The organism is Streptomyces lydicus (assembly GCF_004125265.1).
Taxonomy (GTDB): Bacteria; Actinomycetota; Actinomycetes; order Streptomycetales; family Streptomycetaceae; genus Streptomyces; species Streptomyces lydicus_C.
Map to the genome: position 1 here is coordinate 42,604 of NZ_RDTE01000001.1, position 14,106 is coordinate 56,709.

A 14,106-nucleotide genomic window follows, 5' to 3' on the forward strand; every position below is an offset into this window, starting at 1 on the left:
ATCGGCAGGACCGGCTCGGCTAGGTCTGTCTGCCCGTGCCGGGCTGGTTGTACGGGTGGGCTCGAAGGTGTTGTTGGTGCAGCAGTGCCTCGGTTGGCGGGGGGCGGGACGTCGGCGGTATGGGCGGGGGTGGCTGGAGGCGGTTGAGGACTCCGAGCGGGCCGAGGCGACCGGGGTCGCCGCCGGCCATCCGCTCGCCTTCTTCTGCCCTGCGTACCGCGTCCTCTGCTGCCCGTTCGTGCGGGGTCAGCTGCGCGCGGCGTTCCAGCTCGCCGGAGATCGGCTGCAGCTGGTTCTGGGCGTGCTGGGTGTTCTGCCGGGCCGACATAGCCTGCAGGAGTTGGGAGGTGACCTCGGCGCGCCAGGAGCTGAGCTGCTGGTCGGAGAGCCGGGTCATCGAGGGGCTGTAGGCCATGCGGTTCAGCGCGGCCTGCGCGTCCTGGTAGGTGATCGGCAGGTGGCCGGCGGCGATCGCTGCGGCGCGGCGCATCGGGTTGTACTCATGTGCCAGGCGGTCAGCCCAGGTCAGGATCGCGGTGCGCAGCTCGACGGCTTGGGAGGCGGTGTAGCCGTAGGCGGCGAAGGCTTCGTCGGGAATCTGGGCTACCTGGGCGAACGACTGGTAGAGGTCTTGTCGGAGTTCGCTTTCCGGGCTGCCTTGGTGCTGGGCGAGGCCGGTGACGTAGACGCGGATGTAGCGGTCGGCGTTGGCCTGGCCCATGTGTGCCTGGAGCAGGGCCAGGTCGAGGAAGTCCTTTGCTCCCAGGCGGTTTTGCAGCGCTTCGATCTTCCGGTAGAGGCACTCGCCGATCGCGGTTGTTGGCATCCCGTCGCGCTCGACCGGCTTGAGGTAGCGGGTGACGCACACCATCTGGACGGTGACCATGCCGTGCTCGGGGTGGCTGACCACCATTTCACCGTTCTGCGCGGCCGCCACACCGTCGGTGGTTCCCCAGGTGGCGGCCTGCTCGACGTGGTAGCCGGCTGCCCGCAGCGCCTGGGCGACGTCGTGGCGGGCGGTGTCGGCATCGTCCAGGAGCTGGTTGACGAACAGGTCCACGTCGTCGGAGTCGCGGGCGCCGCGGACGCCGTGCACCTGCATGGCCAGGCTTCCCGACAGGCTGTAGCCGCGGCTGCCGCATGCGGTGAGTGCCAGGCGGGCGACCTCGAGCTGCTGTTCGTTCCTCACGGGCTGGGGGTGTGGCGCAGCTCAGGGAAGCGGTCCTCCCAGGTCTTCAGGAGGGCGGGCGGGCCGATCCTGTGGGGCCACATCTGCCGCAGGAGCTCTCGGTTGAGGAGCTGGCGCTGCTGCTCGGCGGTGCCGGTGAGCAGCAGCCGTCGGTAGAGCTGGAGGCGCTGCCAGGGGTTGTCGAGATCTGCGTGGCCGGACAGCTCGCGGTCAGCGAGGCGGGTGGGGATCTGAACGGAGCCGCTGGAGGGGCCCTGGAGGTCGTCGAGGGAGGCCACCACTTCGAAGCCCTGAGAGGCGAGCCAGTCGCCGGCTTCCGGCGACGTCATCGCTGCGCCGATATCGGGGGCCAGGCGTCCGTGGTCCACTGCCCGGCGTACGCCTTCGCGCTGTATGGCGCGGGTGCGCGCGGCCTCTTCGAAGTCCGGGACGGGGAACTCCATGTCCATCGGCATCGGTGCGTTCTCCTTCTGCTCTGCTCGTGTGCACGGGGCGGACGTGGTTCATCCTGCCGGTATTGGCGTAGCGGGCGGGCTCTGCGAGCCGCTGGCTTTGTGCGTGTACCGGGGGGCGGCATATCGGCGCAGGCCTTCCAGTAGGGCGGGAAGCGGCAGTGCGCGTCGGCCTGGACTGAGCCCGCGCGGGCTCAGTCCAGGCGGGAGAAATCGAGGCCCACCAGGATGTCCTTCAAGTCGACGTCCTCGTCGCGGCAGAAGTTCCGGAACTGAGACCACATCTCGATACCCCCGTCCAGTGCGCCGGAGATCAGGGACAGCTGCCCGCGGTCCTCGTCGAACTCTTCGTCGTGGAGATAGACCATCTCCGCCTTCTCCAACTCGCGCACCACGCTGAGCAGCGTCTGCCGATCTGTCGAGAAGCGCCTTCGCACCAGGTCGAAGTCAGGGGTCCCCTCGTTCACGACGAGGACCAGCACTTGACGGGCGATTCGCGTGAGGCCTCCGATGCGCCCGGCAAACCGGTTGACCAGGTCGAGCGTCTCCTGTTCCTCTGACGGCTCCAGGGCAATGCCCTCCCAGGTGAAGTACCGGCGCATGGTGGCGGCGGGCCGGACCAGGGAGCCGTCGACGGTATCCCGGAACTCAGCCTCGATGTTCTCGGCCGTGTACCGGTACTTGGCCTCATGCCTGTGCTTGACGGCACGCAGGTACTCAACGGTGTAGTTGTGCCGCGTGACGCTGCTGTCGATCAGGTCGTGGTGCACCCCGCACAGCAGGAGCAGGTTGTCGAAGTCACGCAGCTGCTCGACGTCCTTTCCGTCCCATTCCTCGTGCCGGGCGCTCCCGGGTTCGGCTCCGATGATGTGGGCGATCTTGCCTACCCAGGCGCCCTCCTCGGTGACCAGCCGCATTGAGCAGTGCGGGTCGCCCCAGGCGCACTCGTTACCGGAGAACGCCCACAGCTGCCGCGCGACGCTCGACAACGGCTCCCTCCGGTTCCTCTCGGAACCGCTCGCGTGTTTGCTCACAGTCGGCCTCCCCTAGCCCGATGACAGCGCGCAGCGTAGTCCAGCGGGCCCCGGCCCGGCGCTCGCGCGCTCCGTGGTCGCGGTCGCGGTCGCGGTCGCCGCAAGCGTCTCAGCGGGGGACGGCCACCGCCGGGCCATGTGACTTCGCGAGGAGGCGCGGCTGGCCGGCAGGGGCTGGCGCGAGGCCCGCGCCGCCTCGCACGCCACCCGCGCCGCAAGCACCGCTCCCGCCGCCCGCGTCACCGTCCTGCTCCCCTCCCTGGCCGACACTGCCAAGGCCGCCGCCGGTCCCAGCGCCCGGCCCTCGACATCGGCAACGCTGTGGTGACCGCCGGCATGGGCATGTGCGTAGTGGTCGCGGTCCCCCTGCCCAGCCAGCCGTCGGTGAAGAATCTGGGCTGCCTGCCTGCCGAGGACTTCGGTACGGCACAGATCGATCTCCGCTTCAACGACGCCGCACACGAGCGATACGCAGAGCACCCCGACGACCGGATCGAGCGGATGCTCTGGGAAGAGACCGGCCCCGAGCTGGGCTCCGCACTGCGGTTCCTCTACGGGCTGCCGCCGGAGGGCCGCCCACTGTAACCCGCGATCCGCTCGCCCTCACGGTTCTATGCGGCTGACGTTCAAGCCGCAGCGCGTGCGCAGGCTGTGGTCGCAGATCGTGGGCCTGCTCGCCATCGCCCCCGCACCGGACGACGTCGCCCACTGACCGAGTTCGCCCGGCCCGTGGTGCACGACCACCCGGAAGAGGCCCTCCGGGCCATGGCCTCGCGGCAGAGGGAACTGTCCACCACCGCTATGGAGCTGTGCGGCTGACGCCCCGGCACACCCTCCAGAGTCACACGTTCGCCTACCAACTCACCGTCCGTCGTCGACCCCTACCGCGTCCTGCCCCTACCGGCGGCCCGGCCGGACAGCCAGCGCGGAGCAGACAAGCCCGCGGCCCGTGAGCAGGTGGCCGGGCGGTGGGAGGCGGGCGCCCCCGCGCCGGAGGCGCGTGGACAGCTCATGCTCGCTCGTGTGCGAGGACCTCACCGGCGCCAACGGCGGGTGCAGAGCGTCACGATGCCGGGGGCCTAGATGAGGCATCGCGGGAGGCGAACTCCCCGAGAGTGAGCCGGAGGTGCGCCGCTGGCATCAGGTTCGTGAGGAGTGCGAAGGTGGTGCGGTCATGGGCCGGGTTTGATCACGTCAACGATCCCGGCCGGGCCTTGGCCTTATTTATCCCGGCCTACCTCGACCACTACGGCCTCGCGGTCACGACCCCGGAGGACGAACGATGACCGAGCCTGAGAACTCTGCGACGTCTGACGGGGAGTTGAGCGGCGATCCCGTACGGCGGGGGAGCCAGTACCAGACGGCGGCCGTCAACGCCCGGATGAAGCTGTTTGCGGTCCTGGCCGCCCAGGGCGTGCCCGCGAGCGAGGCGGACGACCTGGTCGCCGCCGTGAAGGTGGGCGGGATCGCCTTGAATCTGAGCGAGGTTGCGGAGCTGGTCGGCATGGCGCCGGCCGCTCGGGGTCCGGTGTTCGAGGACGGCTGGGACGAGGGGGTGATGGCCGCGGACCAGACGCTGCTGCACTCCGCGGACCGGGAATGGGCGCAGCGTGGCGGCCGGGCGGCCGGGACTGCTCAGCTGGCCGTGCATCTCGCGGACGCGCGGCAGCGTGAGCGGACCGACCTGGAGCGGCTGCAGGCGTTCGTCCGGGAGACCGTACTGCCGCGCACACACCCGAACACCGCCGAGCGGCGCCGGGCGTTGGAGGCCCTGGGCGAGGCCGGTGCCCCAGCCACCGGGACGCCGACGCCGGCGCCCGTGCCCGATCCGGGCTCGGCCGCCCACCCCCGGCAGCCGGCTTCGCCCGCCTCGGAGCCTGTGGCGCGGGAAGCGGCCCCGGGCGCGGCGCTGGACGCGAAGGACGTCACGACGGCGACCGGCACGACGGTGCCGGAGAGCGCGATCGAGCAGCTGCTGGTTACCGAGCACGGGCTCACGGGGGTGCGCGCGGTGGCGAGGAACACCGTCAGCGAACGGGCCGCCGGCGCGTACGAGTCGGCCTATGTCCTGTCGGGCGGCGGCCTGGACCAAGACGCGCACCGTGCCGCGATCGGCGACGTGCTGCACGAGGCCGCCCCGAGCGTCGTGGCGTTCGCTCTGCACCACCTCGGGGCGGTGCTGGGTGACCTGACCGAGGAGCAGTGGGCGCGGCTGGACGCCGCGGCCATCGACCTCGACCTGCGGCTGTGCGAGGACCTCACCGGTGCGAACGGCGGGGCCGAGCCCGACGACGCCGATGGGCAGAGTGCGGCGGCCGAGAGCGGCGCGCTGGTGGCGCTGCCGGGGCCGGCCGCGGACCAGGCCGCTGCGGCCGTCCCCGCTCTCGCCCCGTTCAGGCGGAGAGGAGACAGGCCGTGACCGGTGACCGCGAGGAGCAGCGTGTGCGGGAGGCCGTACGGCGGCACATCCGCATCAGCGCGTTCGCGGAGGCGGAGAAGGTCATCTCGTTCGTGCTGTCCGACCCGTGCGTGCAGGAGGCGAGGGCGCGGGGCCAGGCGGGGGAGACGCAGCTCGGCAGGGAGTTGCGCGCCCGCCTCCAGCCGTTCCAGGACCGCTACGACCAGGCCGTGCGCGACGGCGACACTGACCGGCTCACCCGGATCTGTCTGGGCAAGCACGGCCGCTGGGGACGCATCTGCGTCCTGAACGACGGTCACGAGACGTCGATGGAGGAACCGCACTGGGGGCACAACAGCGCAGGCCAGCCGATCGCCTGGGTGGGAAGCGCACCCGACGACTGAAACACCCCGCTCTGGTTCCAGCAGCGCGGCCGGCGCGCCGAGCGCGCCGCCGCCGACGCTGCGGGCGCACCGGAGGGAGGCGGTGGACGGCGTGACCGATCTGGTGGCCGCGGCTCGCCGACCACCGCCGGGCCATGTGGCTGCAGGAGGAAGCGCGCCTGGCCGGCGGGGACTGGCACGCCACCCGCGCCGCGATCACCGCCTGATGGAGTTCACCACCGCCTGCCCGGCACGGAGACGTCCTCGGCCCCGAGACGGAACCAAACCCTCGTGTCGAATACTGACGAGAGCTACACCGTCGACCTGCTCGCGCCGCGCACGGGCACCGCGGTATGGGGGCACAGGAGCGTGGTCCGCGTCTGGGACGGCCCGGTCGACGACGCGCTGCCCGCAGCGGTCCGGCCGGGCGCGGCCGGTACGGTGCCCACTACGACGTCGACAGCAGCAAGGGGGAGAGCGTGGCGAAGGTTCGAGACCGTGGCGAGGTGCTGGGCTTCGGCCTGCCGGCCGTGCTCTTCCTGCCCGGGGTCGCCTACCTCGGGATTACCAACGGCCGCGAGTTCATCGCCAACGGCTTCTTCGCCTTCATGTACTGCCTGGCCAGTGTCGGCTTCGCGTCCGTCCCGCTGATGTCGTGGCGCCGGGGCGGCGGCCGGTACGCCGACCCGGGCTTCGTCCGCTCCGCCTGGTTCCCGTGGCTGTTCACCACCGGGCAGGGCGTCGCCTACAGCGTCCCGCGCGGCGACGCGAACATCTTCCTGCTGGTCTTCGCATGGGGGGCGTTCATTTACGCCGGGATGGTCGCCCTGTACTTCCTCGCCCGCGCGCTCTGGGGCATCGACGACGGCCAGGCCGTGCCCGAGGCCGACAACGACACTGTGCGGCCGGAGACCAGCGCCTGAGTGACGATCAGCCGGTCACCTGCACGGTGACGTACAGGTCTCCGGGCTCGCCGCCGTGTTTCCCCGGTGCGCCGAATTCCCTGAGCCGGATCTTCTGCCCGTTCCGGACACCAGCAGGAATGCGGATCTTGAAGGTGCGCCGCTTGCTGGCGACCCTGCCCTCCCCTCTACAGATGGCGCAGTCCAACACCTTCGTCTCGTCTCCCGTGGTGGCGCACGCGGGGCAGGTTTCGTGGGCGGTCATGCGTATGGGGATGACCGCACCGCCGGTGGCTTCGTCCGGGTGGAGCCAGACCTCGGAAGTGACGTCCGCCCCGCGGCTGGGCGGTGGGGTGTCACCGAAGTAGCGGTCGTTGATCTCCTCGAGGAGGTCATAGACCTCATCTGCGCTGTCCGGCCGGTGGGCGGGGTCCTTGGCCAGGAGCCGGGCGACCAGCTCCTCCAGCTCTACCGGAGCGTCCGGGCGCAGGGTGCGCAGCGGGGTGGGTGGTTCTTTGAGGTGCTGGTTGATCAGGTGCCAGGAGGTGCCGGTGAAGGGCCGGCGGCCGGTGGCCGCCTCGTAGAGCACACAGCCGAGCGAGTACAGGTCGGAGCGGTGGTCGAAGGTGCCGGACAGCGCTTCGGGGGCCATGTAGGCCGGGGTGCCGATCAGGACGCCGGTGGTGGTGATGTCGTGCCGGGCGTCGCTTCCCTTGGTGATGCCGAAGTCGACGACGGTGGCCTCGCCGTTGTCCCGGACCATGATGTTGGACGGTTTGATGTCCCGGTGGGTGAGGCCCGCCTCGTGCGCGGCGTCCAGGGCATCGGCGACGCAGGACGCCGTGTACAGGGCCTTTGGCAGGGGCAGTCGGCCGGCTTCCAGGACGGCGCTGAGGGACTTGCCGGGGAGCAGCTGCATCACCAGGTAGGCGTACGGCTGTCCGTGGTGCGTCGCGGAGCCGAAGTCGTGGACGGTGACGATGCGGGGATGGGACAAGCCGCCGGCGACCGCGGCCTCGCGGGCGAACCGGGCCGCCTGCCGGTCGTGGTCGGCGCTGCCGTCACCGGTGAGGACCTTGACCGCTACCAGCCGGTCGACTTTCGGATCGTGTGCTTGCCAGACCTGCCCGAACCCGCCCGCGCCGACGGGCTCGATCAGCCGGTAGCGACCGTCCAGCACGGTCCCTGCCTGCACGGCTCCCCCTTCGGTGCGCGACGTGACGCACACGGTGCACCAAACGTGCACCCGTAACGTTACGCCGGGACAACCACCAGTAACAGCGGGATCTGATCTATCAGTTGATCAGGCCGTGGTCCGCGGCCTGGCAACGCGGACGCGCTCGCGTCGCCAGGTCATTGCTGACCGGCGGGGAGATCCTCCACAGCCCGCGGCCGCGGGTCTGGCCGTGGACGCTCGACAGGACATCTCCTAGCCGAGGAACCGCAGAGCCGGGTGTTGTTAACTTATGAGTTGAGCTTTGCGTGACAGTGCCCAGACGTAGTACCAGCGGTCTTCCTTGAGCGCGCGGGGGCTGTTGTTTCGGGCAGCATCGATGACTCCCCAAAGGCCACCGCTCGCCCCGATGATCTTGAGCGCTTCCTCCATTGCCGGGCCATAGACCGCGGCCAGTACCGCGCCGACGGATCCGACAGCCGCCGTGCTCGCCGCAATGGCTCTGCGCCGCTTCGCGGAGGTCATCTGAGCCCTAATCTGTTGCACATTGCCCTCGATTTCCGTCGCGATCCGCATCAGCTCCACCTCGGACTGAACGGCATTAACAGCATCGTCCAGTCCTAGGAACGAGGAACGCAGGAAGTTACGAAACCCGCGATAGGAATCGAACTCGGAGACAGTGATGTCGCTGAAGTCCTTCAGGCTCACGCCGTCGATGAACGGAAGGTCAATCTTCAGGATCGGGCGGACGATGCGGCTCTTGATCGGATCAGCCCCCGATGCCTCGACCGCGCGGCCGTCACGCATGAGGTAGTCGATGCAATCCGCCTGTTCAGGCTGTTCAAAGCTCGCAGTATCGACGTCGCCGTCGACGACCCGGCCGGTCGCTGTTGAGTAGTTGGGCAGATACCAGACCAGCCCGGCTTTGAGGAGGGGCTCGGAATCCAGAAGCCAGCGCCCCAACGCCGGAAGGTCGGGGCTGTGAATCCCGAAGTATTGGGCCGCATGATTGTCGACCCGGTCGTAAGCCATCCTTAAGAGGTTCCCGGACAATCCGTCGTACATGTCGTTGGCGAAGTTGTCCGTTGCCAGTTGCTGGTTGTTGTCGAACCGGGCGACTTGGTGATATTTGCTTTCCCAGCCGCCGGAAAGAAGCAAGGTGTCGCTTACGAGCACCGAGCGCTTGGTCAGAGCCTCGAAGCCCACGATGTCAGCTGCGATTCCTACACAGTACCGAGAGCGCATCAGCCTGTTCTCGCCAATGAGCTGGGAACGAGTCGGCTGCCACAAGTGACGGGCATACGCTAGCGCAACTCGCTCCGCGTCCTGGCGTTCCACGAAAGTGAGTCCGTCGAAGAAGCGCCTCATTCTGTTTGCCACGATCGAGTTTTGTGTCGCCTGGCGTCGTCGGAACATACGCCAATTGTGCGTGACGCGACAGAGGACTGTCCGGGAAACCGCCTTTCTCTGACAACGCCTCCGGCGCCGCGCGACGGTGCGCCGGCGGCCGGGCGGCCTGCGAGGCAGACCGCCGCATCAAGCTGCATACCGCCGCACGCGAAAGAAGCCGTGAGTAGCGGTCGTGCAGCCGGACGTCGACGGCGGGCACCCGGGAGCAGGCGCGAGCGTGCGTCGCTGTGCCAGGGCGTTGTCGGTGAAGCAGGGCGCTGTCGCAGCTGTGAGGCACGCTCCAGATCGCGCCGGTGAGAGGAAGCACACCCTGCTGATGAGGGGATGCTGCTCCGGCGGTGGTCGCTGTGGATAGGTCAGAGGGCCGGGGCGCACCGGCGGCAGCGTTTGAAGTTCCGGCCGCCCTTCGGGCCGGTCCGCGTCGCGATCCAGGCATGGGCTTCCTGTGTGGTCAGCGCCTCGAATCGGGGGTATGCGCTGCTCCCCTCGAACTCGTCCCGGTCGCTGTGAGGGTCGACGGTATGGCTGTAGGCGTTCAGAGCCCGTGTGTAGGCGTCACCTGTCGGCCGGGCGTAGTGGTCGGGGCTCTCACGGCCGACCACGGCGCACGAGGTGGTGTGGATGCCCTGGCGGCCGACGGCGAAGGGGTAGTCCCGCGGGTTCTGAAGGCGCCGCCATCGCTCATCGGCGCCCTCCAGCAGGGCCTCGAACCAGCCACGGTGCTGCTCACACAGTGAGCAGCCGCCCGTCTGGGCGCACGCGGCGCGAAGCTCGCCGGGATCTTCTGCCTCCCAGCAGCGGAACGGGTCGTAGAGAACGTCGGCTGCCTGGAGCAGCAGGTCACGGGCGTCGGCAGCGGCGACCTGCCCGTCCTCGATCTTCTGCAGCAGGTCGACCACGGCCGGTAGCTCTACCGTGTACCCCCAGCCCTCGCGGATGGGCCGTTTGCGTTCGGTGGCGAACAGCTCCCCGAAGCCCAGGCGTACGGACATCATCTTCCCGGCGGGGAAGATCATGTCGAGCGGGGCGCCCCCGCAGGATGTCTCCGGTACAGGGTCGTGTTCCCAGCCGAGGTCACCGGCCGGGTCTGCGACGGCTTCGGCGGGCTGGTCGACACGCGGCTGGGATACCTGCTCGAGTGGTGCGTCCACGTTCCGTCGATGCTGCGGCCGCTGCCGCTTCTTCCTCGCCACCTCGGGTCTCCTCTCTGTCTGGGACCTCCATCATCGTTTGTCTGCGATGGTGCTGACGGAGCGCAGGGGCGGGGAGGTGGAGACAGCGGAGGATGAAGGTGGCGTAGCCGTCCGAGCGAGGTTCTTACAACCGGCGGTGACCGAGGCCGGCGCCTGTGCGGGCAGCGGTGTCGCGGCCAATTCGTGTAAGGCCGTTGCCCCGAGCCGGCTTCGTCGTTGAGAGAAGGTGTTCACGTCCCCCGCGAACACCCGTGGCCCCGGCCGCCAACTCCTCGGCCGGGGCCGCGCTGTTGATACCTCCGCCCGGCGTGAAGCGTCGGTCTGGGCCTTGCTGGATGGGCATGATGGCCGGATGCCGCACACCGACGCTCCACCGCCGCTGACGCAGCCGGACCTCTGCCCCCTGTGCGTGATGCGCACGGCGGGCGGGCCGGTGCCGGACTCGATCGGCCGGTACTCGCTGGCCCACGGTGCCCAGTATTGCTGCTCCGCGTGCGACGTATGGCTGTGCGCGGGCTGCGGCGACCGGCCCGTGACAGGCGCAGGTGTCCGCTGCGGCGTGTGCTCCACCCTGCAGGAACCGGAAAGGCCAAAGGGGCCAGCGGCGTTCCCCACCCCCGCCGCATCCCCCGGACCGGCGGACGGGGCAACGTGCGTCCGGAGGACGAAGACCACGGGGCGCCGCTGTCAGAGCGGGCGCACCGACTGGCCCGCGATCCCGGGAGAGCCGGAGCCCGTGGCGTCCTGCTGGGTCCACCTCAGCGAGGAGGAGCGCGAGAGCTGTACCCGGGCGCGGGGACTCAGGAACGCGGAGCAAGCGAGGATCTGGGCCGAGGGCGAGCCGGAACGGCAGCGCCGCGCTGCCGAGGCTGCGGCCGAACGGCGCGCGCGGCTCGCCGCGTGCCCGTGCGCCGAGCAGCTGCCAGAAGAAGCGGGAACGCGTTCCACGGGCTACCCCGCCCCGAGCCGTTGCAAGGGGTGCGATTCCTGGCTGTGTGCGTCGTGCGACCGGGTGCGGGTGGCGGCCGAGGGCGCGCAGTGCGACACCTGCCGCCCGCAACCCGCACAGCCCTCGCTGTGCAGCGGCCACGCGGAGGAGGACGGCCCCTACTACCGGATCAGGGTGGGTAGTCTGGAGTGCTTCGCGGCGGCGATCGGTCTGGTGATCCGCGCGGGGGCACACAACGGGGGCGACCGCCGCGAGTTCGCCGTTCACCTCCCGGTCTGCGAAAGCCAGGCCACAGCGCTGGAGGCCCTGAAGGCGTTCGACCTCGGGTCGGACAGGGGGAGCATCACGGTGGAGCTGGTGCCCGACGGTGCGGAGGCGGTGGTGGACCCCGGCCTGCCGGAGCCGGACCTGTCCGGCCTGGGGGACATCGACGGCTGGTGGAGCGCCAATGCATACCCGGCCGGCAACAGGAGACGCCGGCCGCGGTGAGCCGGGCCCGGCCGTGTAGCGGGGCGGCTGCAGACGTGGTGGTGGAGAGTGGAGCTGTGATGAAAGATGCCCATGCTCCTGTGCAGGTGCTCCCGCCCTCCAGCGGGGGAGGCCGGCCGGTGCTCCTCGGCAACGTGGTGCTCGGCGTGGCCTACAGCCCTGTCGACGTGGTCGACATCCTGCGCCAGGCGGGCATCGAGGAGAGCGTCATCGCGTTGGACGACGGGAACCTGATCGAGTGGCAGGGCGGCGGACCAGAGGTCTGGGACTAGCCCGCGGCCGGCTCGGACACTCCCACGGAGCGGGAGAGCGCCAGCCGCCGGGTCCGGTTCACCGGCGAGGTCAGATGCCGCCGCGTCGACCAGCCCGTACCGGCCCCGGCAGACCGGCCCGCGGGTACGGGGCTGGTGCAGTGCCGTCGTTGGGCAGGCACGGCACCGGCGCTCGTGGGAACGTCCTTGCCGGAAAACCGCGCGCCCGCCCAGGGCGGGCGTGTACAAGGAGAGGGTGATGAGCACCGCCCGCCCTGCCCTCCCGGACCGCACCGACACCGCGGAACCGCACCAGGACGGACCCCCGCAGACCGGCGACGTGACCGAGCCCGCACCGGCGCAGCGGGCGGAGCCGGGGGCCCGCCCCTGCGGGGTGCTTCGGCCAGCAGCAGCTGGAACAGCGGCTCCTGCCCTTCCTGACCGGCGTAGCGCACCCCGGGCCGTCCGGCGATTTCCTCGCCCACGTCACGGGGGCCGTGGCCGGCTGGGGCTGCCTCCACCTGCAGATGGCCGCGGCATGCGCCGACGCGCTCACCGCGGCGCTGGCGCCCCGCATCACCCCAGACGGGCCCGGCGGTGAGCTGGAGGGCGTCGCGGGGCTGCGGCAGACCGCCCGTGGCGGCCGGCTCGTCGAGCTCGCCTTGTGGGGCGGTCACGGCAGGCTCGTCCTGCACGTCGAGGAGCCACCCGCGCCCTCGCCCGCGGCGCCGGCCGGATGCCTGCGCGGCCCCTGGGCGGTCGGCAGCCGGAAGCTGCTCCTCACAGAGAAGCTGGATCCCGTCGAGGATGCTGGGCGGCGGTCCGCCCCGGGCACCAGCGACGAGGCCGAGGACGCCAGCCGGGCACTGCGCAGCATGCTGGGCGGCCTGCCCCGTCTGACCGGCTGCGAGCACCTCCCTCGGGTCATCCAACTCCGTGGCGGTGGCGGACCATCCGAAGGGGAGGGGGCCGCGGGGTCCTCCTGGTGCGTGAAATCGGGACTGTGATTAACGGCGGGCGCGGACCGAGGTGGGCTCGACACAGCCGGAGCCGCGGTCGGGCTCAGGCGGTCGGGGCGGCCACGCCCCGGGGCCCGCGGCAGTTCTCCCTCCGCGGGGCCGTCCGGCGGGCGATTTCCCCCTGCGTACGCGGGCGCAGTTCCAGCAGAGAGGGTTAACCGAATTAGGGAGCTATTAACATCCTTTTCAGGCGTTCCGTCATGTTCGAGACGAACGAATGAACGAGAGGTGACCACATGTCACGACGACGAGGCGAGTACGACGCGGGCCAGGCTAGCTAGGCCTCTGAAGGTGCACGCCGCCGCGTTCCGGTGGGCGTAGCACACCGGGCTCATCCCGGAGCAGGACGTGTCCAGCTGGCAGTGGTCGCGGCACGCTGTGGAAGCGCTGGACGCCGATGCGATCCGGGACGCGCTCCCCGGCCCGGCGATCTCCGGCGGCGTGGCGGCGGACCGGATCGCCGAAGCCCTCGGCAGTCCGAACCTGTCCGGCGGGAAGTCGGCCGTGACGTCGTTCGTGGTCCGGGCGGTTCATCGAGCGGAAGCTGCTCACCGAGCTGAGCGCGAACCCCGACGGTTCGCTGCTCCACCCCGGCCAGGTCGCCGAGGTCTGCCAGCGCAGGGATCTGGCGGAGCTGGTCGCCGATACTCCGCTCGGGCGGACCAGGCAGCCGCGCGGCTCGGGGCTTCCTGTCGACGCAGCTGGCCAATCGGAGGGGCTCGGCGGACCGCACAACCCGCCACGCCCGCCACACATCCGCGGGCGGGCACTGGCTATTGAGCCAAGCCGCGCAGACGCTGCTCACAGGACCCCAGCGCAGCAGCCGCCAACTCCAGGAAGCTCTCCGGCAGTTCCTCGTCGAGCCGCTCCGTGGACAACCGGTAGCTGATGAGCACCGTGGCGAGCACGGCTGCATCGCGAGCGGCAGCGAGTACCGGGTCGTCCGGGTCCGTCTCCATGCCGACGGCCCGGGTCAGCGAGTGCTCCAGGCGCTCGGCCCTGAACTGGTGGACCAGCAGCGACGAGATCTGCTCGGGGAGACTCTCTTCCAGCACCTGGTCGGCCACGGTCTCCGCCTGCGTGGCGACCTCATCGTCCATGACGTCGATCTCCGTGCCAATCACACATGCCTCAGCGATGCCAACAAGGGCATTGGCCATCTCCAACTCGTGCATGACAGGCCTGCGATCGGGATCTTCGGAGAAGTCGACGCCGAGTACGGATAGGGCCTGCTGCAGCCGTTCGGCCCGCTCATTCACGACG

14 protein-coding genes are annotated in these 14,106 nt (G+C 70.1%); 7 read left to right on the forward strand and 7 right to left on the reverse strand.

Annotated features, from left to right (window positions below; translation table 11 throughout):
- Nucleotides 1-19: 19 nt before the first annotated feature.
- From D9V36_RS00180 to D9V36_RS00190, 3 genes are all read right to left on the reverse strand, one after another.
- Nucleotides 20-1,189 carry a hypothetical protein gene (locus D9V36_RS00180; RefSeq protein ID WP_129291855.1) on the reverse strand — a complete coding sequence of 390 codons (1,170 nt, stop codon included), beginning with the start codon at nt 1,187-1,189 and terminating at the stop codon, nt 20-22.
- On the reverse strand, nt 1,186-1,644 hold the full coding sequence (locus D9V36_RS00185; RefSeq protein ID WP_129291856.1) for a hypothetical protein: 459 nt from the start codon (nt 1,642-1,644) through the stop codon (nt 1,186-1,188). Before D9V36_RS00185 ends, D9V36_RS00180 begins: the two co-directional genes overlap by 4 nt.
- 191 nt (nt 1,645-1,835) lie before the next feature.
- Nucleotides 1,836-2,630, reverse strand: coding sequence for a hypothetical protein (locus D9V36_RS00190; protein WP_241720618.1), 795 nt, complete (start codon nt 2,628-2,630; stop codon nt 1,836-1,838).
- Between the two features lie 381 nt (nt 2,631-3,011).
- Here D9V36_RS00190 and D9V36_RS00195 point away from each other — a divergent pair, with 381 nt between their 5' ends.
- The 4 genes from D9V36_RS00195 to D9V36_RS00210 all read left to right on the forward strand — a co-directional run bounded on the left by D9V36_RS00195 (nt 3,012) and on the right by D9V36_RS00210 (nt 6,379).
- A complete protein-coding gene (locus tag D9V36_RS00195; protein ID WP_129291858.1) occupies nt 3,012-3,260 on the forward strand; it encodes a hypothetical protein in 249 nt (82 codons plus the stop codon).
- Between the two features lie 697 nt (nt 3,261-3,957).
- On the forward strand, nt 3,958-5,094 hold the full coding sequence (locus tag D9V36_RS00200; protein WP_129291859.1) for a hypothetical protein: 1,137 nt from the start codon (nt 3,958-3,960) through the stop codon (nt 5,092-5,094).
- Entirely contained in the window at nt 5,091-5,477 is a 387-nt protein-coding gene (locus D9V36_RS00205) for a hypothetical protein (RefSeq protein WP_206739569.1), read from the forward strand. Before D9V36_RS00200 ends, D9V36_RS00205 begins: the two co-directional genes overlap by 4 nt.
- A gap of 458 nt (nt 5,478-5,935) precedes the next feature.
- Nucleotides 5,936-6,379 (forward strand): hypothetical protein, encoded by a 444-nt coding sequence (locus D9V36_RS00210; RefSeq protein ID WP_129291860.1) that lies wholly within the window; start codon nt 5,936-5,938, stop codon nt 6,377-6,379.
- Between the two features lie 7 nt (nt 6,380-6,386).
- On the opposite strand, the gene D9V36_RS00215 is transcribed toward D9V36_RS00210, so the two are convergent.
- The 3 genes from D9V36_RS00215 to D9V36_RS00225 all read right to left on the reverse strand — a co-directional run bounded on the left by D9V36_RS00215 (nt 6,387) and on the right by D9V36_RS00225 (nt 10,093).
- The gene (locus tag D9V36_RS00215; RefSeq protein ID WP_129291861.1) at nt 6,387-7,553 is read right to left on the reverse strand and encodes a protein kinase domain-containing protein; all 1,167 of its coding nucleotides are present in this window, start codon (nt 7,551-7,553) and stop codon (nt 6,387-6,389) included.
- 264 nt (nt 7,554-7,817) lie between these two features.
- Complete coding sequence (locus D9V36_RS00220; protein ID WP_129291862.1) at nt 7,818-8,738, reverse strand: hypothetical protein; 921 nt, start codon at nt 8,736-8,738, stop codon at nt 7,818-7,820.
- A 560-nt stretch (nt 8,739-9,298) separates the two neighbouring features.
- A complete protein-coding gene (locus D9V36_RS00225; RefSeq protein WP_129291863.1) occupies nt 9,299-10,093 on the reverse strand; it encodes a hypothetical protein in 795 nt (264 codons plus the stop codon).
- Between the two features lie 778 nt (nt 10,094-10,871).
- Here D9V36_RS00225 and D9V36_RS00230 point away from each other — a divergent pair.
- The 3 genes from D9V36_RS00230 to D9V36_RS00240 all read left to right on the forward strand — a co-directional run bounded on the left by D9V36_RS00230 (nt 10,872) and on the right by D9V36_RS00240 (nt 12,831).
- Nucleotides 10,872-11,573, forward strand: coding sequence for a hypothetical protein (locus D9V36_RS00230; RefSeq protein WP_129291864.1), 702 nt, complete (start codon nt 10,872-10,874; stop codon nt 11,571-11,573).
- A 59-nt stretch (nt 11,574-11,632) separates the two neighbouring features.
- Nucleotides 11,633-11,845, forward strand: coding sequence for a hypothetical protein (locus D9V36_RS00235; protein WP_129291865.1), 213 nt, complete (start codon nt 11,633-11,635; stop codon nt 11,843-11,845).
- 506 nt (nt 11,846-12,351) lie between these two features.
- The gene (locus D9V36_RS00240) at nt 12,352-12,831 is read left to right on the forward strand and encodes a hypothetical protein (protein ID WP_129291866.1); all 480 of its coding nucleotides are present in this window, start codon (nt 12,352-12,354) and stop codon (nt 12,829-12,831) included.
- 785 nt (nt 12,832-13,616) lie between these two features.
- Here the strand turns inward: D9V36_RS00240 and D9V36_RS40520 are convergent.
- Nucleotides 13,617-14,102, reverse strand: coding sequence for a hypothetical protein (locus D9V36_RS40520; RefSeq protein WP_164992787.1), 486 nt, complete (start codon nt 14,100-14,102; stop codon nt 13,617-13,619).
- Nucleotides 14,103-14,106 lie beyond the last annotated feature (4 nt).

Excerpts from the sequence above, each read along its gene's own strand:
- D9V36_RS00185 (WP_129291856.1), bottom strand. The coding sequence starts at position 1,644 with ATGCCGATGGACATGGAGTTCCCCGTCCCGGACTTCGAAGAGGCCGCG.
- D9V36_RS00195 (WP_129291858.1), top strand. The coding sequence starts at position 3,012 with ATGGGCATGTGCGTAGTGGTCGCGGTCCCCCTGCCCAGCCAGCCGTCG.
- D9V36_RS00200 (WP_129291859.1), top strand. The coding sequence starts at position 3,958 with ATGACCGAGCCTGAGAACTCTGCGACGTCTGACGGGGAGTTGAGCGGC.
- D9V36_RS00235 (WP_129291865.1), top strand. The coding sequence starts at position 11,633 with ATGAAAGATGCCCATGCTCCTGTGCAGGTGCTCCCGCCCTCCAGCGGG.
- D9V36_RS00240 (WP_129291866.1), top strand. The coding sequence starts at position 12,352 with ATGGCCGCGGCATGCGCCGACGCGCTCACCGCGGCGCTGGCGCCCCGC.